We start from the raw sequence: 18,723 nt of genomic DNA, 5'->3' as shown, positions 1-18,723 counted from the left end.
TTCTGTCCAGTATTCAGGTTAAAAAGATCTGTAAGACAAAACTCAACCGCTAAAGACAAAAAAGCCCTCACATGGAGGGCTTAAATCATCACAACAAATTAGGAATATTGCGGCAGTAAATTTGCCATCGCGAGCAGATGACAAGCACCTGTGACTATGCCAAATAACACCACAAGAATAATCAGCGGTGTACCGCCTATCACTCTAAAACCTGTGCTATCGGGGAACAACTGCCGCGATTTATAGGCCATCAGCGCCGGGACGATTACCGCCCACACAGTTGCCGCTAATGCCGCAAAGCCAATCGCTACTAAGAAGCCATCGGGAAACAGTAATCCTAAAATCGTTGGCGGCACAAAGGTCACTAACGCAGTTTTCATTCGGCCAGAGCGTGAATCATCAAAACCAAACAAATCGGCGAGATAATCGAACAAACCTAAAGTCACCCCTAAGAAAGATGAAGCCACGGCTAAGTTAGCAAACAGGGTCAACATACTGTTTAACCAGCTACTCGCCATCACCTCAGACAAAGCGCCCACCAACACTCCCATATTGCCACCTTGAGCAATAATGTCGATAAACTGGCTGCGGGGAATATTACCCATAGTCGCCACTAACCAACAGGCATAAATCACCAGCGCGATAAAGGTGCCGACGAAAATCGCCTTGATAATGGTGGAAGAATCTTTGCCGTAATACTTCACTAAGCTGGGGACGTTACCATGGTAACCAAAGCTAGCGAGACCAAAGGGCAGCGCCGCCCACAGATAAGGTGAAAAGCTGTTATTACCATCGGGTTCGAGCAACTTAGTCACATCAATTTCGATCAATAAATTGCCGATCGCGAGGAAGAAGGTAATGATCATACCGCCGAGCATAATCGTGGTAATCCGATCCACGGCTTTAGTACTGATCAATACTATGCTCGCCAATACTATGGCAAACACCAGTCCTGCCACGCTTTGCGGTAACTCAATTCCCATGCCCTGCAAGCTGTGATTCACAATCGAACCACCGCCGCTGATATAGGCATAGGTCAAAATATACAACACGAAAGCGATAGAAACGCCGTTCACTATCCGCCAAAACTGCCCAAGAGTTTGCTTGCTTAAGGTATCGAAGCTAGCACCGGGTTCGAAATGTAAATTGGTTTCGAGCAGCAATAAACCCGACATCAACATGCAAAACCAAATGCCTAATAACATTAGAATCGAATAGCCAAACCACATACCTGCACCGACCACGGGCAGAGAAAACATCCCAGCACCTACGGTCGTGCCAGCAATAATCATGGCACCACCGAGCAAGGACTTACCTGCGGGCTTATGCTTAGCCGCATTCATATGATTTGCCATTAAACTGTGTGCTCCGCGGTGACACTCGCCACTATCGTTTGTCTCACTGACGGACGTAATAAGCTATTGGCCTGATCTCGTATGCGATTGATATTGGACTTATCTTCACTATCCGCCAGATATCCCAATTCTTTGAGCTTCACGCTCAAAGTACCGTAGAGTTTTTTATCGTAGAACTCAGGCGCGGTAATGCCATGTAAAGCCCCTAAACGCTGGGCGAGTAAATGGCTCTCAGACTCAAGTTCTGAGCGCTCCATCTTAGGTCTGTTCGCTAACAGATTGAAAATAATAGCATAGCGTTGCAAAGTTTCACTCACTGAACTGGCTAACAACAATAATTGGCTTGAGTGCTCAGGCACGACAGCTAAAGTATCTGTCTCAACCACTAAACCTTGCCCAATCAGGAAATCCAGCACTTGCTCAACATAGGCTGGTAAGTCTTTAATTCCCATGAAGAGTTCGGCTTTCAGCAGTGGATAAAAATCGGCAACGATTGAAACCACTTGCTGGCGCGGGATCTGTTCATTGTGGGTTAAACAACTCGCAATTAATGAAGGAACAATAAATAAGTGAATGATATTGTTACGATAGCAAGTCATAGACACAGCCTGACTCGCTTCGATAGACACTATTTCCCCTAAAGGATCGGCACTAACAACAAACTTGTTCAACTCTAAACCTTGCTGCACTAAATGCTTACCATCACCTTCGGCAACAGATGTATAAGAAGTGTAAGGCACTTTTTTGAGTAGGGTCAGATACAAATCAAGCTGACGCTCCAGCAGACTACGTTCTAAGGCGTTTTGATCTGTCGCCAGTAAAACTAAGCTAGTCAAAGTCACAGAACTCGCGGCTGCGGCATCATTGATACGCGTCATCACCCGATTAGCCAGCACGTTTACCGCTGGCGTTAACCAACTTGGTTTCTGCTCGGGATCATCGGCCAACTCAGCACGCCAGTTTGGCGCACGCTCATTTAAGAAATTTTGCAGGGTAATAGGCTCGCCAAAATTCACATAACCTTGGCCGAAATTACCTAATTTACGAATGGCACCGAACACCTGCCACACAGATTCTTTTTTCTTTTTCTTACCGCTTAACTCTTTATGGTAAGTCGCTACTTCCATCACATGGTCATAGCCTAAATACACAGGCACAAGTGTGACAGGACGTTCAATACCGCGCAGTACGCTGTTCATCGTCATGGCGATCATGCCAGTTTTCGGCGCCAACAGACGGCCAGTACGTGAACGACCACCTTCGGAGAAGTATTCCACCGAATAACCTTTAGCAAACAGCTGATCTAAATACTCACGAAATACTGCGGTGTACAGCTTGTTGCCATTAAAACTACGGCGGATAAAGAAGGCACCACCGCGACGGAACATAGGTCCCGCGGGCCAGAAATTGAGGTTAATGCCGGCAGCAATGTGCGGCGGAACCATGCCTTGATAATACAAAATATACGATAACAGCAGGTAATCCATGTGGCTGCGATGGCAAGGCACATAAACAATTTCGTGGCCATCGTGGTGCAGCTGGCGAACTTGCTCGGCGCCTTTAATGTTGATCCCGCTGTAAAGCTTGTTCCACAGCCAAGTTAAAAAACGCTCGGCAATACGCACTAAACTGTCTGAGTAATCGGCAGCGATTTCATCGAGATACTCAATAGCCGTCTCGCGCGCTTGGGTCTCAGAAATCTTTTTACTGGCCGCTTCTTCTTGAATCGCCTTGCGCAGCGACTCAGATTTGAGCAACGAATGAAACAGTGCTTGGCGGTTTGGCAGCACAGGCCCTGTCATTACTTTACGTTGACGACGGAAATGCACGCGCGCAACCCGTGCTAACTTATGGGCAATCCCCATGTCGGTGCCATGTTCGTCAGCCATGTAACGCAGGGATACGGCATTCGAAAACTGCACGAAGTTATGTCGACCTAAGAACAGAATCATCAAGCACTTGCGCAACCAAGTCGGGTTTTCCCGCTCAAATACGGCCGCCTTCATAGTGTCGTCTTCTTTCCCTGGCGTTCGACCCCAATACAAGCTCGCAGGCACAAGTTGAATATCCAATTCAGGACGTTCCTTATGCACGGCTAACAAACGCATAAAGCATTCGAGGAAAGGCTCATTACCAGCACGTTCGCCAAACAGTGGCTTACGTCCTTGAAGACAGACAACCCGAGGCGCAGTCACACCATTAGCCACTAGAGGCTCATAAGGGCTTGGTAAGCCTAACTTAGCCGTTATTTCGCTCAAAGCAGCGATGTCACTGAGGGATTCTGTTTTCATCACATAAACAAGGGGTCTGGAAGCATCCAGATTCAGATCGGCAAAGGGATCCTGAGGCACCACAATAGTGTGCACTAAGTGTTTTTGGATCCAACGTAATGATTTCAACCAAAGAGAGTCGTGTTTAGGCATTATTCTTATGCAATTAAGTGCGTTTACTAGCCCGATAGAATACCAGACTATGGGCAATATTCGCTAATTCTCTCCAACATAGCTAAAAAGTGGTTAATACTTGCGCTGCAAATAATACTGTATATACTAACAGTAACTGTATAGAAAAACAGGAAACACCATGAGACCTTTGACGCCACGCCAAGCTGAAATTTTAGAGCTAATTAAACGAAATATTGCCGATACTGGCATGCCACCCACTCGGGCAGAAATCGCAACCCGTTTAGGTTTTAAGAGCGCCAATGCGGCTGAAGAACACCTTAAAGCGTTGGCAAAAAAGGGCTGCATTGAGATCATGCCAGGCACATCTCGGGGCATTCGTCTGCCTGCGGAAATCGAAGATTTGACTGAAACAGGTTTACCGCTCATCGGCCAAGTGGCCGCGGGTGAACCTATCCTCGCCCAAGAACATGTTGAACAGTACTACCAAGTCGACCCAAGCATGTTCCATCCCGCCGCCGATTTTTTACTGCGAGTAAAAGGCGACAGCATGAAAAATATCGGCATTCTCGAAGGTGATTTGCTGGCAGTTCATAAAGTAGAACAAGCTAGAAATGGTCAAGTGGTTGTCGCTAGAGTCGATGACGATGTCACTGTTAAACGTTTCGAAAAAAAAGGTAATGTGGTCTATCTACATGCCGAAAATGAAGATTACTCCCCGATTAAAGTGGATTTAGGCTTCCAAAGTTTAACAATTGAAGGACTCGCCGTCGGTGTGATCCGTAATGGAGATTGGCTATGAATAAACTACTTGGCAATGCCCCCCGCCATCCGGGCTTGTGGCTCGATGAAGTCCGTGATGCCGACTATGACTGGCACCATGCGCCTATCGCCTGTATGCCAACCAAGACTCAAGGTCGCCAAGAATTAATTCATCTGAGTGCACAACTCGCTCAGTTAAGCCAACAGGGCCGTTGGTTAGTGCTCATCAACCCTCCAAGTATTGGCTACAAGCAAATGCTCGCCAGCGCAGGTGTGCGTATGGATAGAGTCTTACTGGTACATGCTAAAGATGAAGTCGAAACCCTGTGGGCGATGGAGAAAGCCCTGACAAGTGGTACGTCCAGTGCAGTCATTACTTGGACTCAATCATTGGATGCGCGGGATAATCGACGCCTACAAATCGTGGCTAAAAGTGCCCGAGCTATGGGCATAGTGCTTGAAGACGTAAACAGTCACTTACATGCCGACGTACGCATTGAGCAAGGCAATCTCTTCGGTCAGCAATCTTTTTTTAGCGCTGTACACTAAATATTCATTTAATTTTTTACCTTGAAAGCCGCCTCACCTATGAATGTGAGGCTTTTTTTTGGCAATTTTTCAGATAATTAGATAAATAAGTGATCTTGATCAATATTTAAACAGCAAGTATGGTTGGTTAAGTCGGTGATGATATATCACCTTCCGTGGTCAATGAATCGAGTATTTATCGAACTCGAAGCGCCACTAAAAATAGAGAACAGATTTATTTCAGCAGTATGTGCCAGCGTGGCTAATTACCAGCAGTAACAATACTTGATTAAAAGTAACAGCCGCCAACGCACGTTGAAGTCAAAAAAGCTTTTTTGGGAACTGAAGAGTTTGCATAGAGTTGAGACTTACTGTGTTGCTCTTCTTTGTAGTTGCTATTCGCAATTGGCAGAGGAGAAGTCTTGTGAAGCAATTGTTGTATTGTTTACTCGTGGTGCTTTTCGCACCACCGTTGACCGCCGCGGACATGCGGTTCAACATGACCCCTGGCGTGACCGAGATCAGTGGCAAGGTTTATCACTTGCACATGACCATCTTGTATATCTGCTGCGCAATAGGCCTAGTGGTCTTTGGCGTGATGATTTACGCCATGATCAACCACAGAAAATCCAAAGGCGCTGTCGCGTCCCACTTTCACGAAAGCACTAAAGTTGAAATCGCTTGGACGATTCTGCCATTTATCATTTTGATCTTAATGGCGATTCCAGCGACAAAAACTTTAATCGCAATGGAAGATCCCAGTAACGCCGAACTCACCGTAAAAGTCACGGGTTCCCAATGGAAATGGCATTACAGCTATTTCGATCAAGATATTGATTTTTATAGCATACTGACAACACCCAGAGCACAAATCGAAGGTACCGAAACCAAGGGTGAAAACTATCTATTGGAAGTCGATAAACCGCTCGTTCTACCGATAAACCGCAAAATCCGCTTTCTGATGACTTCAGAGGATGTCATCCATTCTTGGTGGGTACCCGCCTTTGCAATTAAGAAAGATGCCAACCCTGGATTTATCAATGAAGCTTGGACTCGCATCGACAAACCCGGCATTTACCGTGGTCAATGCGCCGAGCTCTGCGGTAAAGACCATGGTTTTATGCCTATCGTAGTACAAGCGTTACCCGAAGCCGAGTTTGAGGCTTGGGTCACAGAGCAGAAACAAGCCGCAGGTGCTGCGGCTGAAGCCGCTCAAGCCGCTTTATCACAAACCCTAAGTAAAGAAGAGTTGATGACTCAAGGTGAACAAGTTTACCTCGGGCACTGCGCAGCCTGCCACCAGCCCAATGGCGAAGGGTTGCAAGGCGTATTTCCGCACCTTAAAGGTAGCCCGATTGCAACGGGACCACTCAGCGGTCACCTTGAAATTGTGCTCAACGGTAAAACGGGTACTGCCATGCAAGCGTTTAGTAAGCAATTGACCGCACAAGAAATCGCGGCAGTGACTACCTACGAGCGGAATGCTTGGGGCAATAATACTGGCGATGCAGTGCAAGCCAAAGACGTCAACGAGTACATGAACGGCAATTCTGCACAAACATCCGCCGCGGTACCAAGCAGTACAACCCCGACACCCGCGCCTGCAACAGACGTCTCAGCTGCAGTCGATCCCGCAAGCCTCCCCACACTCAGCCATGACGCCCTCATGGCCGAAGGTGAAACTGTCTACGCGACCTTCTGTGCTGCCTGCCATCAAGTGACAGGTGCAGGAATACCACCCGCCTTCCCCGCGCTAGTGGGTAGTGCTATCGCCATTGGACCAGTCGCCAATCACATCGATATTGTGATGCTCGGTAAAACAGGCACGGCTATGCAGGCATTTGGCAAACAGCTTAGCCCACAGCAACTTGCAGCAGTCATTACCTATGAACGCAATGCTTGGGGTAACAATACCGGCGATACAGTGCAACCTGCTGATATCGCAAGTCATGGACAGTAGGGGATAATGATGAGCACTACGACTCAAGATCAAACCGCAGCCCATGATGACCATCATCATGGTGCGCCAAAGGGCATCATGCGCTGGCTGCTAACCACCAACCATAAAGACATAGGTACTTTGTATTTATGGCTCAGCTTCATTATGTTCTTAACCGGTGGCGCTATGGCCATGGTGATCCGCGCTGAACTCTTTCAACCTGGATTACAATTGGTCGAGCCCAACTTTTTCAACCAAATGACAACTGTTCATGGGCTGATCATGGTATTCGGTGCGGTAATGCCAGCCTTTACAGGGCTCGCTAACTGGCTGATCCCTATGATGATAGGAGCGCCCGATATGGCGCTGCCACGGATGAATAACTGGAGTTTTTGGATACTCCCCTTCGCCTTCACTATCCTTCTCAGTTCGCTATTTATGGAAGGTGGCGGACCTAACTTTGGTTGGACCTTCTACGCACCACTATCAACAACTTATAGCCCAGATAGCACGGCGCTCTTTGTATTTTCTATTCACATCATGGGGATAAGTTCGATCATGGGCGCGATCAACGTGATTGTGACCATAGTGAATTTACGCGCGCCAGGCATGACATGGATGAAGTTACCATTGTTTGTGTGGACTTGGCTTATCACGGCATTCCTACTGATCGCTGTTATGCCCGTACTCGCGGGCGCTGTGACTATGGTGCTGACCGATAAGTTTTTCGGCACGAGTTTCTTCGATGCGGCGGGCGGCGGCGATCCCGTGATGTTCCAGCATATTTTCTGGTTCTTCGGCCACCCTGAAGTTTACATCATGATCTTGCCGTCCTTTGGCATCATCTCTGCCATAGTGCCCGCCTTCAGTCGTAAACCCTTATTTGGCTATGCATCCATGGTTTATGCTACAGCTAGTATTGCAATTCTGTCGTTCCTCGTGTGGGCGCACCATATGTTCACCACAGGTATGCCAGTGTTTGCCGAGCTGTTCTTCATGTATTGCACTATGTTGATTGCAGTGCCAACTGGGGTGAAAGTGTTTAACTGGGTTGCCACTATGTGGCGCGGCTCACTCAGTTTCGAAACGCCCATGCTGTTTGCTGTAGCCTTTATCATACTCTTCACTATTGGCGGTTTTTCGGGATTAATGCTCGCCATTACACCCGCCGACTTCCAGTACCACGATACTTATTTTGTTGTGGCACATTTCCATTATGTACTCGTAACTGGTGCGATTTTCTCCATCATGGCAGCGGCCTATTATTGGCTACCTAAGTGGACGGGGCACATGTACAACGAACGACTGGGACAATGGCATTTCTGGTGTTCGGTGATTTCAGTCAATGTGCTATTTTTCCCGATGCATTTCCTTGGGCTCGCAGGTATGCCAAGGCGTATCCCTGACTACTCGATTCAATTTGCCGATGTTAATCAAATCGTCTCGATTGGTGGGTTCGCCTTCGGCTTATCGCAATTGATTTTCTTAGTATTAGTAATTAAGTGCATCCGTGGCGGCGAAAAAGCCCCCGCTAAACCTTGGGAAGGTTCCGAGGGTTTAGAGTGGACATTGCCAAGCCCTGCGCCTTACCACTCCTTCACGACACCACCTGAGGTGAAATGAAATGGCAACCCAACACCAGCAAGATAAACCTAAGTCAAATCGTAAACTTATCAGCATGTTAGTTATCGGCTGTATTGGCATGTTTGGCTTTGGATTCGCGCTGGTGCCGCTCTACGATGTGTTGTGCGAGCAACTCGGTATCAATGGAAAACCCTCCAATACCGCGAGTAATTATCAAGCAATCACAGTAGATACAAGCCGAATAGTGACTGTGGAATTTATTTCTCAGGTACAAACAGGCATGCCATGGACATTTGCGCCACAAACCAAGCGGCTCGAAGTTCACCCTGGCGAGCTAATCCATACGGCATTTCTGGCGCGCAATATGTCCGCTAAAGCAACGATTGGCCAAGCGATACCTTCAGTTTCGCCCGGCCAAGGTGCCGCTTATTTCAATAAAACAGAATGCTTTTGCTTTAATCAACAACCCTTAGCGGCGGACACTAGCGCAGAGCTGCCGCTCATTTTCTATGTGGATCCTCAGTTACCTGAGTCTATCCACACTCTGACCCTCTCTTACACTCTCTACGACATTACCGACAAGCAGTTAGCGTCTGCCATAGAGCAAGGAGCTGCAAAATGACAACGAAATATCAAACTTACTACGTTCCATCCCAAAGTGTCTGGCCTATTGTAGGTGCCATTGGCTTGTTCTTAATCGCCTCTGGTGCAGGCCTTTTCGTGCAACAGTTGAAATCAGGTGCATCCGGTGGCGGTTATGTGCTGCTGGTTGGGATCGCTGTGATCCTATTCATGCTGGTAGGTTGGTTTAGAACCGTGATCCAAGAGTCGATGGCAGGGCTCTATTCTAGCCAAATGGATCGATCGTTTCGCCAAGGTATGAGCTGGTTTATTTTTTCGGAAGTCATGTTTTTCGGAGCTTTTTTCGGGGCACTATTTTATGCCCGCATGTTCGCAGTGCCTTGGCTCGGTGGCGCATCGAATAATGCCATGACCCACGAAGTACTCTGGCCTCAGTTTGAAGCTATTTGGCCGCTAATTACTACGCCAGATGGCACTAAAACCCAAGCTATGCCATGGACTGGACTGCCATTAATCAACACTATCGTACTGCTAACCTCCTCAGTTACCTTACATTTCGCCCATGTCAGCCTAGAAAAAGGTAAACGTTCTGCCATTACTCTCTGGCTTGGTATCACCATACTCTTGGGTATGGGTTTCCTTGCCTTACAGGCAGAAGAATATATGCATGCCTACCGGGAAATGGGACTCACTCTGACCTCTGGGATTTATGGCAACACCTTCTTCCTGTTAACTGGCTTTCACGGCATGCATGTCACTCTGGGGACTCTCTTTTTATTCGTGTTGTTTTTCAGAGTGTTGAAGGGGCACTTTAGCGCAGATAAACATTTTGCGTTCCAAGCGGGGAGTTGGTATTGGCACTTTGTGGATGTGGTCTGGCTGTGTCTGTTTATTTTCGTTTACGTTCTATAGTGCTTTAGTAAGGCTTGGGATTGGGGCTAATTAACCCAGTCCCTAAGGCCACCAGCAATAACAGGATAACGAGCACAGAGAAAATCACTCGCCGACCAAGATAGCGGCTCATAGGCACTTTTTCATCACCTTTCACCATAATAAACAAGGCGCGACCTAGATTAAAAATGATGAATAGCAACAGCAGAACTAAGACCAACTTAAAAATGAACAGGCTATTCATACAATATCCTCATGTTCTGCTGAATAAATTAACGGTTTTTCTACTGATATTGACTGTGGCAGTATTAACTATATTGGTCAAGTTGGGTTTATGGCAGTTAGCCCGTGGTGAAGATAAAACGACGCTTTTAGCCCAAATGGAAGCAAGGCAAGCTTTGCTGCCATTAAGTTTTGAGCAGCTCCAGCTCAAGGTCGGCAAAGAAGGCGTAACGGGTTATCGACTGCAAGTACGCGCCACTCCCGCAAGCTCACAAATCTGGCTGCTGGATAATCAAATCTATCAAGGTCAAGTGGGCTATTTAGCCTTCCAACCATTGCAAGTAGAAGTTGAAAAACCTTGGTTGCTGGTCGAGTTAGGCTTTGTTGCCGCAGGCTCCCATCGTGATGAGTTGCCTCATATCACTCCCCTAAGCGGGGCATTAAATATCGAAGGCAGGCTTTATCAAAAGCAAATCAATCCCTTGAGCCAAGCTTTAATGGCAGAAACAGGGACAAGCATTCGCTTTCAAAATTTAAATATGCCCGACATGGCTAAGGTATTAGGGCACCCAGTGTTACCTGTCGTGTTGCAACCAGAGCAATTACCTTCCCTCACATTGCCCCATCCTTGGCAACCTTTCCCACTGTCGGCACAAAAACATTGGGGCTATGCGTTGCAGTGGTTTTCGATGGCAGCCGTATTTGCAGGGCTAATGCTGTGGCAAGGGATTAAATATGTAAAACGCCATAGCGCCCAAACAGTCGCAAACTCAAGGAGCAAATAGGGAAATTCGTACCATACTTAGCAAGACACTAATAAAACTAAATAAATATAAAACAATAAATTAGGGATAATTTGAATGAGAGGAGCAAGCATGAACTCCCAGAACAAATCTAAACACAAAGCATTAGGGCTATTACTGCTGGCGTTTATTGCACCCGTAGTGATTGCTAAGCTAGTGCTGAGCCTCAATTTATACCATGGCGGTGCCACCAATCATGGCGAGCTGATCAGTCCCGAAACCAGCTATGCCAGCCTTGGGGTTGAAAATTCTAATCCCAAAGAATGGCAGCTACTGTATTTATTACCCGCCAAATGCAACGATGCTTGCCGCGAACGCCTGTATATTTTGCGCCAAAGCCACACAGCGCTAGGGCCAGATCAGGCGCGAGTAGAACCGCTCATCCTCACTCATCCCGACAGCGATCTTAACGCCTTAAGCACCTTTAACTTCAATACTCGTCCTGCCAATGCAGACTTAAGCAAATGGTTAGATGAACAGCAGCTAATCATAGTCGATCCCTTAGGCAGCTTAGTCCTGCGCTACCCTCAAGTGCAGGGCAAAGAAGCACATTTAGCTCAAGGCAAGGCGCTGATTGCGGATCTGCGTAAGTTGTTAAAACTGTCGAGGGTAGATTGATGCAACTAACTTGGATCCTACGCTTAACCTTAGTCTTTACCCTATTGGTGATTTTAATGGGCGCTTACACCCGCCTATCGGATGCAGGGCTCGGCTGCCCCGATTGGCCAGGCTGCTACGGCCATATTAAAGTGCCCACCCAAGACCATGAAATCGCCCATGCGCAAACTATATTCCCAGATCACGATATCAATCCAGAGAAAGCTTGGCTGGAAATGATCCACAGATATATCGCAGGCGGACTTGGCTTACTGGTGTTATTCATCTTAATTTTGTGCTTAAAAACACCGGAAGCACCCAAAAAGTTGCCGATCATCATAGTGCTGCTGATCCTTTTTCAAGGAGCACTAGGCATGTGGACTGTGACAATGAAACTCATGCCAATAATTGTGATGTCGCATCTTATTGGTGGCTTTAGCCTAATCTCGCTGCTGTTACTCCTTTACCTGCGAACCCGACCTCGGCGGATCTTTAATAGCGAAACCCATGCTCGACATCTCGCACTGTTAGCGTTGGTGAGCCTATTCGTCCTTGTGGGTCAGATTATGCTGGGGGCTTGGACATCATCGAATTATGCGGCGCTCGCCTGCACCTCTTTACCCATCTGTGAGGGAAATTGGGTAGATAACTTAGCAATAGCCGAGGCATTTTCACCGTTTCAAGGCCAACACCCTAGCTTCGAATTTGGGGTGCTCGATTACCCTGCACGAATGACTATCCACGTAGCCCACAGAATTGGCGCTATCGTCACTGCCAGCTTGTTACTCGTGCTCGCCTACCGATTATTTGTTGGCGCTACGGGACTTAAGGCTTTAAGCCTTTTATTAGTGGGGCTAGTCATACTTCAAGTGAGCTTAGGTATTTCTAACGTAGTGATGCATTTACCACTCGGTATTGCCGTGTCTCACAACGGTGGTGCGGCACTACTGCTACTGACCTTAGTCACAATCAACTATTTTTTATGGCGCAAAGCATAAGCGAGGGATCCAAGATGGCAAAACCACTCTCAATCACCAGTAGCATGCCCACTTTCAGCGTAACATGGCGCGCCTATTTTGAAATGACCAAACCTAAAGTGGTTGCACTGATGCTGCTCACAGTCTTAGTCGGCATGTGTCTTGCTGTGCCCCATGCAGTCCCCGTTCAACCTTTAATCGCCGGTATGCTGGGTATTGCTATGATGGCGGGTTCGGCGGCAGCGTTAAATCATCTGATCGATCGCCGTATCGATGGCTTAATGGCACGCACCTACAATCGCCCACTACCCAAAGGGCGTATTTCGGCCACGCGCGCGTTAATTTTCGCTGCCAGCTTAGGTAGTTTTGGCTTTATCGTCTTATATTCCTTAGTGAATCCACTCACGGCTTGGCTGACCTTTGCCAGTTTGATTGGTTATGCCTTGGTTTATACTGCCTATTTAAAACGTGCAACATCACAAAATATTGTGATCGGCGGCCTTGCGGGAGCCATGCCACCCTTGCTGGGATGGACGGCAGTGACGAACGAATTTCACGGCCATGCGCTGTTGTTAGTGATCATCATTTTTACGTGGACACCGCCACATTTTTGGGCTCTGGCCATTCACAGACGCGCCGAATATGCCAAAGTGGATATTCCCATGCTACCGGTTACCCACGGTGTCGAGTTTACTAAAACCTGTATTCTGCTTTACACAGTATTGCTGGCGATTGCTTGCCTATTACCTGTGCTGGTTGGCATGTGTGGGCCCGTGTATTTTGTCTGCTCGAGTTTACTCAGCACCGGATTTATCTATAAAGCATGGCAACTTAAATATCGGGATCATGATGGCTTGGCGATGCAAGTGTTCCGCTTCTCTATCTATCATTTGATGTTGTTATTCATGGCATTACTGCTCGACCACTATTTTGTGGAACTAGTGTATGCAACTCGTTTGTCGCGCTAACCTGTCGTTATGGAGCCAATAATGCAGAAAAGAATTTTAGTCATCGCCATATTATTGATCGGCCTTGGCGGCCTATTTGCGGTGAAATTTAATCCCCCGAAACCTATCGAGCTAGAGAGTGGTTTTTTGTTTCCGCAGGCCTATGAATTAGCGCCCTTTGAATTGGTTGATCAACATAAGCAGGCTTTTACCAACGCCAGTTTGCAGGGAAAATGGAGCTTATTCTTTATCGGTTTTACCTTTTGCCCCGACGTTTGCCCGACGACCTTAAATAAACTCGCGGCAGCTTATCCCGATCTAAACAAAATTGCGCCATTGCAGGTGGTGTTTTTATCCGTCGACCCCAAACGGGACACACCGGATAAACTCCTGACTTATGTTAATTTTTTCAATCCAGAATTTAAAGCGGTCACGGGCGAGCAGACACAAATCTTCCCGCTCACCCGCAGCTTAGGACTGACCTATGCCATGGTCGGTGAAGGGGAAAACTACCAAGTCGACCATAGTGCGGGTTATGTGTTGGTGTCGCCGCAGGGAACGCGAGTCGCAGTGTTTAAGCCTACGGCAGCGTTAGGCAAACCGCCGCAGGTGTTAAATGATGAAATGATTAGCGATTTTAGAAAAATAGTGGCGCAATACAAACCTAGCCGTTGATCACTCTTTGACCCAAGAGCCATCGTCCTTTGGCCTCACCCAAGGCTGAGAAAACCAATAGTAGCCATTGCGCGCCTTACTCGGCGCAGTGCAGTTGTAACGCGAACGACCCGCAGGTAAGGCTAAATCCGCTTGAACACTAAACTCGTTCTCACTCAACCAAGTCGGCTGTTTTGAACCTTGACCTTGGATATAACACATCACTTGCTTAGCCGAGATATCACTCATATCGAGGGTGACTTTAAGCTCTGGGCGCCAATGGCCGCCCTTTAACTCAGGATCACTAGGACTCTGCGCAATCACAGGCATATTTAAACTGTATAGCTTGGCCTTAAGGCTTTTTAAATCAGCATATTGTCCTGCAACAGGGAAACGCGGCAGCGCCGTTAATGGCGAATAGGGCCCAGCGGCTCCCGATTGCTGCCCTAAAGCGACAAAGCCGTTCTCGGTTAACATATCCTGCAAGGCTTGATTGTACTCACCGTAGGGATAAGCCAGCATTTTAAAATTGTGCCCAGTGGCATCTACAATCGCCTTTTCTGTATCTAAGATATTGGCTTTTATCCGCGCTAGCCACTGCGCCTGTGATTCATTTTCTAAGGCGCGGATCAAATGTTCGTGCGCCCAACTGTGGTTAGCAATATCGGCGCCTTCCTTGGATAGCGTTATCAGCTCATCCCAAGTCATCATCTCGGTAAACTTTTGTTTAATCGGCTCAATTGCCACAAACAAGGTGTAGGGAAAGCCAAATTCCTTTAGGATAGGATGCGCCGTAGTCGCTATACTGCGATAACCATCGTCGAAGGTAATTGCGACTGTTTTCGCCGGTAAATCTTGTTTTTGCTTTATCGCTTCAACCACCTGAGAAAGCGGGATCACCTTAAAGCCATCATCGGCTAGAAACTGCATTTGCTCACGAAATTGCGCGGGCGTCACGCTTGTGGCCGCCGGAGTGCTTTCTGACACATGGTGATATTGCAGAATGACCACGGCATGGGCAGAAAACGTCATTAGCCCTATGAGTGCCAACAGCACACGTTTAACCATAATGTGAACACCTCTGAAATTAATGAATACTGCTAAATCAACTTGGCTCGACCTAATGCTTAACGGCGCGAAAAATCGTCAATTACTGGCGCTTGCCCTGCCGATGATACTCTCCAATATCACTATCCCACTTTTGGGCTTAGTCGATACGGCTGTCATAGGTCATCTGAGTGAAGCCTATTATTTAGGGGGAGTCGCTGTCGGGTCAACGATTATCACATTAATCATTTGGTTATTGGGATTTTTGCGTATGGCGACCACAGGTTTAGTCGCGCAGGCCTATGGTGCAAATGATCTTCACGCCCAGCATAAACTCTTAGTCCAAGGCGCTATGCTAGCGATGTTATTGGGCGCTGGCGTTATCGCGCTGCAAGTCCCGATATTAAATTTAGCGCTAGGATTATCCGAAGCGAGTAGCGAAGTCGAGCGCTATTGCCGCGAGTATTTTCAGGTACGAATTTGGTCAACGCCCTTCGCCCTGCTCAATTTAGTGATGTTAGGTTGGCTCTTAGGGCGACAGCAACCTAAAGCCGCCATGTGGCAGCTGATATTAGCCAACCTTGCCAATATTATTCTCGATGTGGTGTTTGTCCTCGGCTTAGGCTGGGGCGTTAAAGGCGCCGCCCTCGCCTCAGTCTTTGCCGATATCACCGCTTTCTCCGTCGCACTCACTATGGTGTTACAGCAACTCAAGCGCGAAGCCGATTTTCACTTATCCCAGCTATTACCCCATGTCACTCTGACGGGTTATGGCAAATTACTGAGGCTCAACACAGATATTTTTATCCGTAGCCTCTGCCTGCAAGCGGCCTTTGCCTTTATGACTTTTCATGGTGCGGGTCTGGGTGATAACACCGTTGCCGCCAATGCCGTGTTACTGAATTTACTGCTGTTAATCTCCTATGCACTCGATGGCATTGCCTATTATGCCGAGGCAGAAGTCGGCCGAGCCTATGGCCAAAAACAGGCGGAGCAATTACGGGAAGCAGTGATCTTAGCCTGGAGCTGGTCGGCCATTACGGCGTTAGGGTTCTGCGCTGTATTCAGTCTTTTTGGCAGTAATATTATCGCGTTACTGACCAGCATTAATGAGGTCAGAGCAACAGCGCAAACCTATCTTATCTGGCTGATATTTTTGCCTTTATGGTCTTTTAGCTCGTATTTATTCGACGGGGTTTATATCGGTGCAGCTAAAGGCAAAGTGATGCGCAATAGCATGATACTCGCCACCTTCGGTGCATTTTTCCCGACATGGTATTTGCTGCAGCAACTGTTATTGCCTGAGCAAGGTAACCACGCCCTTTGGGCCGCCATGAGTGTCTTTATGATCGCCAGAAGCCTAACACTTGCGGGGCACTATTATTTCAGCAAAAGCTTTTCGAATAAATAAATCTGTAAAGACAGTAGTTTACAAATCTCAAAATCACTATGATGTTGATTTTACAATTGTAACAAAGATGTGATTCTATAATGAAAAGGATTTTACCGCTGCTTTTCCTGTGGCTATGCAACCATGCCGTTGCCGACACAGCGCCACAATTACCCGTTGAAGCCTTTGCCAGCATCCCAGATGTGAGCTCTGTGCAACTCTCGCCTAACGGCAAAAAACTCGCATCGGTTGTACGCGTCGACCAAGCCAAACTCAAAGGTACTGTCGTTAGTATCCAAGATATAGAAACAGGCGAAAAAAGCATTCCGTTGCACACGGATAATCAAAAATTTGTCATCCTGTCTCTGCAGTGGGCAAACGATAATATCTTACTGATCAGTGCCAAGTTTCCGGCTAACCGTTACGGTACACCGACAACCGAAACCCGCCTTGTTAAGTATGATTTGACCACTAAAAAAACCTCGAGTGTTCTTCCGCGAAGTGTCTTAGATCGTCTCAATTGGATCCCGCAACATCAGGGGCAAATTATCGATCTTATGGCAGATGATCCCGACAATATTTTACTGTCATTAGACGGAATGGGCGAAAACGTAGGCGAAGATAGTGTACTTAAAGTCAATTTAGCGCAGGGTAAATCCAGTTACACCCAAAATGCTAAAAAGAAGATCATCAGTTGGATTACTGACAGGCAACACAAGGTCCGTATTTCTATCTATAACGATGATACTGAGTACCGCATTTATGAACAGGCTGAGCAAAAGAGAGATTCACGTTTACTTTGGACCTTTAAAGCTTTCTCAGAGGACAGTGTTTGGCCATTAGGTTTTGATGCTGACCCCAATATTCTTTACGTTCGCGCCTATCACCAAGGTTTCGAAGCCATATTTAAAGTCAATCTGACCGATCCTAAGCTCACAAAAGAATTGGTCTACGCCAATGAAGATACTGACGTTGAAGGTAATTTACTCTATTCGAAACTGAAGAAAAAAGTGATTGGTATCAGTGAAGGTGACGGCGAAGAATACACCTTTTGGGAAAAAGAATATGTGGGCCTACAAAATGGCCTAAAAGCCGTGTTACCCAACGCACACAACTATATTACTCAGTTCAGTGCCGATGAACGCCGCTACATAGTGTATTCCACTAGCTCGACCGAGCCCGGCACTTACTATTTTGGCGATAGGGACGAAAAAACGCTTTATCCAATCGCTAACCGATACGGCAGACTCAAGAGTGAACTCCTCGCCGATACCCAATATTTAACTTATGAGGCAAGGGATAAGCTCAAAATCGATGCTTACCTAACCGTGCCAAAAGGGCTTGAAGCCAAGCAACTGCCGACGATTATTTTCCCCCATGGCGGCCCCATCAGTTACGACAGTAACGACTTCGACTACTGGGCACAGTTCTTCGCTAATCGTGGTTATGCGGTATTTCGGATGAACTTCAGGGGCTCGGCAGGTTACGGCTATGAGTTTATGAAAGCTGGCCTAAAAAGCTGGGGACTCGAAATGCAAAACGACGTCGAAGACGGGACTCGCTACCTAATAGATCAAGGGATTAGCGATCCTAAACGTATTTGTATTGCCGGTGCGAGTTATGGTGGTTACGCGGCCTTAATGGGGGCTGCTATGACTCCCGATCTTTACCGTTGCGCCATCAGTGTGGCTGGTGTGACCGATGTGGCCTACCTAGTAAAATCAAGCCGCAGACATACCAACTATGAAGTGGTTAAAGAGCAAATAGGAGATGATCTCGATGCCCTCTATGAGCGCTCACCTATCAGTAAAGCAGATAAAATTAACATCCCAGTATTACTGCTACATGGCGATAAGGATAGAGTCGTCAAGGTTCAACATAGCCGAGAAATGTATGACGAGCTCAAATCACTGAATAAACCAGTGGAGTATATTGAGTTGGAAAATGGTGATCATTACCTGAGCAATAACGACAACAGACTCGCGACGTTTAAAGCCTTAGATAAGTTCTTAGCTGATAATCTCAACCCTAAGTTATAACTTA

At 47.1% G+C, this 18,723-nt stretch carries 17 protein-coding genes; 13 read left to right on the top strand and 4 right to left on the bottom strand.

The window, feature by feature from the left end; all coding sequences use genetic code 11:
• Positions 1 to 98 precede the first annotated feature (98 nt).
• Both mtr and plsB read right to left on the bottom strand, forming a co-directional pair.
• Positions 99 to 1,355, bottom strand: coding sequence for a tryptophan permease (gene mtr / locus AAA952_RS04725; protein ID WP_173497974.1), 1,257 nt, complete (start codon positions 1,353 to 1,355; stop codon positions 99 to 101).
• Entirely contained in the window at positions 1,355 to 3,778 is a 2,424-nt protein-coding gene (gene plsB, locus AAA952_RS04720; protein ID WP_338254865.1) for a glycerol-3-phosphate 1-O-acyltransferase PlsB, read from the bottom strand. The genes mtr and plsB overlap by 1 nt, the downstream gene beginning before the upstream one ends.
• Before the next feature lie 160 nt (positions 3,779 to 3,938).
• Here plsB and lexA point away from each other — a divergent pair, with 160 nt between their 5' ends.
• From lexA to AAA952_RS04690, 6 genes are all read left to right on the top strand, one after another.
• Positions 3,939 to 4,559, top strand: coding sequence for a transcriptional repressor LexA (lexA, locus tag AAA952_RS04715; RefSeq protein WP_105250639.1), 621 nt, complete (start codon positions 3,939 to 3,941; stop codon positions 4,557 to 4,559).
• On the top strand, positions 4,556 to 5,068 hold the full coding sequence (locus tag AAA952_RS04710; RefSeq protein ID WP_131524817.1) for a cell division inhibitor SulA: 513 nt from the start codon (positions 4,556 to 4,558) through the stop codon (positions 5,066 to 5,068). The genes lexA and AAA952_RS04710 overlap by 4 nt, the downstream gene beginning before the upstream one ends.
• A 403-nt stretch (positions 5,069 to 5,471) precedes the next feature.
• On the top strand, positions 5,472 to 7,007 hold the full coding sequence (gene coxB / locus AAA952_RS04705; RefSeq protein ID WP_338254860.1) for a cytochrome c oxidase subunit II: 1,536 nt from the start codon (positions 5,472 to 5,474) through the stop codon (positions 7,005 to 7,007).
• A 9-nt stretch (positions 7,008 to 7,016) separates the two neighbouring features.
• On the top strand, positions 7,017 to 8,609 hold the full coding sequence (ctaD, locus tag AAA952_RS04700; protein WP_338254858.1) for a cytochrome c oxidase subunit I: 1,593 nt from the start codon (positions 7,017 to 7,019) through the stop codon (positions 8,607 to 8,609).
• 1 nt (position 8,610) lies between these two features.
• Entirely contained in the window at positions 8,611 to 9,192 is a 582-nt protein-coding gene (locus tag AAA952_RS04695; protein ID WP_263192514.1) for a cytochrome c oxidase assembly protein, read from the top strand.
• Complete coding sequence (locus AAA952_RS04690; RefSeq protein WP_113940255.1) at positions 9,189 to 10,064, top strand: cytochrome c oxidase subunit 3; 876 nt, start codon at positions 9,189 to 9,191, stop codon at positions 10,062 to 10,064. The genes AAA952_RS04695 and AAA952_RS04690 overlap by 4 nt, the downstream gene beginning before the upstream one ends.
• A 4-nt stretch (positions 10,065 to 10,068) precedes the next feature.
• On the opposite strand, the gene AAA952_RS04685 is transcribed toward AAA952_RS04690, so the two are convergent.
• Positions 10,069 to 10,287, bottom strand: a complete 219-nt coding sequence (locus AAA952_RS04685; protein ID WP_263237367.1) for a DUF2909 family protein — start codon at positions 10,285 to 10,287, stop codon at positions 10,069 to 10,071.
• On the opposite strand from AAA952_RS04685, the gene AAA952_RS04680 reads away from it, so the two are divergent.
• The 5 genes from AAA952_RS04680 (at position 10,286) to AAA952_RS04660 (ending at position 14,264) form a co-directional block, all read left to right on the top strand.
• Entirely contained in the window at positions 10,286 to 11,050 is a 765-nt protein-coding gene (locus AAA952_RS04680; RefSeq protein WP_338254953.1) for an SURF1 family protein, read from the top strand. The genes AAA952_RS04685 and AAA952_RS04680 overlap by 2 nt on opposite strands.
• Before the next feature lie 90 nt (positions 11,051 to 11,140).
• Entirely contained in the window at positions 11,141 to 11,686 is a 546-nt protein-coding gene (locus AAA952_RS04675) for a hypothetical protein (RefSeq protein ID WP_338254851.1), read from the top strand.
• Positions 11,686 to 12,663 carry a COX15/CtaA family protein gene (locus AAA952_RS04670; protein ID WP_338254849.1) on the top strand — a complete coding sequence of 326 codons (978 nt, stop codon included), beginning with the start codon at positions 11,686 to 11,688 and terminating at the stop codon, positions 12,661 to 12,663. The genes AAA952_RS04675 and AAA952_RS04670 overlap by 1 nt, the downstream gene beginning before the upstream one ends.
• 14 nt (positions 12,664 to 12,677) lie before the next feature.
• Positions 12,678 to 13,610, top strand: a complete 933-nt coding sequence (gene cyoE / locus AAA952_RS04665; protein ID WP_338254847.1) for a heme o synthase — start codon at positions 12,678 to 12,680, stop codon at positions 13,608 to 13,610.
• Positions 13,611 to 13,631: 21 nt separating this feature from the next.
• Positions 13,632 to 14,264: an SCO family protein gene (locus tag AAA952_RS04660; RefSeq protein WP_012090557.1), complete on the top strand. Its 633-nt coding sequence runs from the start codon at positions 13,632 to 13,634 to the stop codon at positions 14,262 to 14,264.
• On the opposite strand, the gene AAA952_RS04655 is transcribed toward AAA952_RS04660, so the two are convergent.
• Positions 14,265 to 15,311 (bottom strand): polysaccharide deacetylase family protein, encoded by a 1,047-nt coding sequence (locus AAA952_RS04655; protein ID WP_338254843.1) that lies wholly within the window; start codon positions 15,309 to 15,311, stop codon positions 14,265 to 14,267.
• Positions 15,312 to 15,333: 22 nt separating this feature from the next.
• Here AAA952_RS04655 and AAA952_RS04650 point away from each other — a divergent pair, with 22 nt between their 5' ends.
• Positions 15,334 to 16,701, top strand: a complete 1,368-nt coding sequence (locus tag AAA952_RS04650; protein ID WP_338254841.1) for an MATE family efflux transporter — start codon at positions 15,334 to 15,336, stop codon at positions 16,699 to 16,701.
• Between the two features lie 80 nt (positions 16,702 to 16,781).
• The gene (locus AAA952_RS04645) at positions 16,782 to 18,719 is read left to right on the top strand and encodes an alpha/beta hydrolase family protein (protein WP_338254838.1); all 1,938 of its coding nucleotides are present in this window, start codon (positions 16,782 to 16,784) and stop codon (positions 18,717 to 18,719) included.
• Positions 18,720 to 18,723: the final 4 nt, after the last annotated feature.

The organism is Shewanella sp. M-Br (assembly GCF_036245925.1).
GTDB classification, from domain to species: domain Bacteria; phylum Pseudomonadota; class Gammaproteobacteria; order Enterobacterales; family Shewanellaceae; genus Shewanella; species Shewanella oncorhynchi.
Note: the sequence above shows the minus strand (reverse complement) of the source record. Positions and strands in the feature narration are given on the sequence as shown.

Bases quoted from the DNA above. Each gene is read 5' to 3' on its own strand.
- plsB (WP_338254865.1), bottom strand. From the start codon at position 3,778: ATGCCTAAACACGACTCTCTTTGGTTGAAATCATTACGTTGGATCCAA.
- AAA952_RS04695 (WP_263192514.1), top strand. From the start codon at position 8,611: ATGGCAACCCAACACCAGCAAGATAAACCTAAGTCAAATCGTAAACTT.
- AAA952_RS04670 (WP_338254849.1), top strand. From the start codon at position 11,686: ATGCAACTAACTTGGATCCTACGCTTAACCTTAGTCTTTACCCTATTG.
- AAA952_RS04655 (WP_338254843.1), bottom strand. From the start codon at position 15,311: ATGGTTAAACGTGTGCTGTTGGCACTCATAGGGCTAATGACGTTTTCT.
- AAA952_RS04650 (WP_338254841.1), top strand. From the start codon at position 15,334: ATGAATACTGCTAAATCAACTTGGCTCGACCTAATGCTTAACGGCGCG.
- lexA (WP_105250639.1), top strand. From the start codon at position 3,939: ATGAGACCTTTGACGCCACGCCAAGCTGAAATTTTAGAGCTAATTAAA.
- AAA952_RS04660 (WP_012090557.1), top strand. From the start codon at position 13,632: ATGCAGAAAAGAATTTTAGTCATCGCCATATTATTGATCGGCCTTGGC.
- mtr (WP_173497974.1), bottom strand. From the start codon at position 1,355: ATGGCAAATCATATGAATGCGGCTAAGCATAAGCCCGCAGGTAAGTCC.
- AAA952_RS04645 (WP_338254838.1), top strand. From the start codon at position 16,782: ATGAAAAGGATTTTACCGCTGCTTTTCCTGTGGCTATGCAACCATGCC.
- ctaD (WP_338254858.1), top strand. From the start codon at position 7,017: ATGAGCACTACGACTCAAGATCAAACCGCAGCCCATGATGACCATCAT.
- AAA952_RS04675 (WP_338254851.1), top strand. From the start codon at position 11,141: ATGAACTCCCAGAACAAATCTAAACACAAAGCATTAGGGCTATTACTG.
- AAA952_RS04710 (WP_131524817.1), top strand. From the start codon at position 4,556: ATGAATAAACTACTTGGCAATGCCCCCCGCCATCCGGGCTTGTGGCTC.
- cyoE (WP_338254847.1), top strand. From the start codon at position 12,678: ATGGCAAAACCACTCTCAATCACCAGTAGCATGCCCACTTTCAGCGTA.
- AAA952_RS04690 (WP_113940255.1), top strand. From the start codon at position 9,189: ATGACAACGAAATATCAAACTTACTACGTTCCATCCCAAAGTGTCTGG.
- AAA952_RS04685 (WP_263237367.1), bottom strand. From the start codon at position 10,287: ATGAATAGCCTGTTCATTTTTAAGTTGGTCTTAGTTCTGCTGTTGCTA.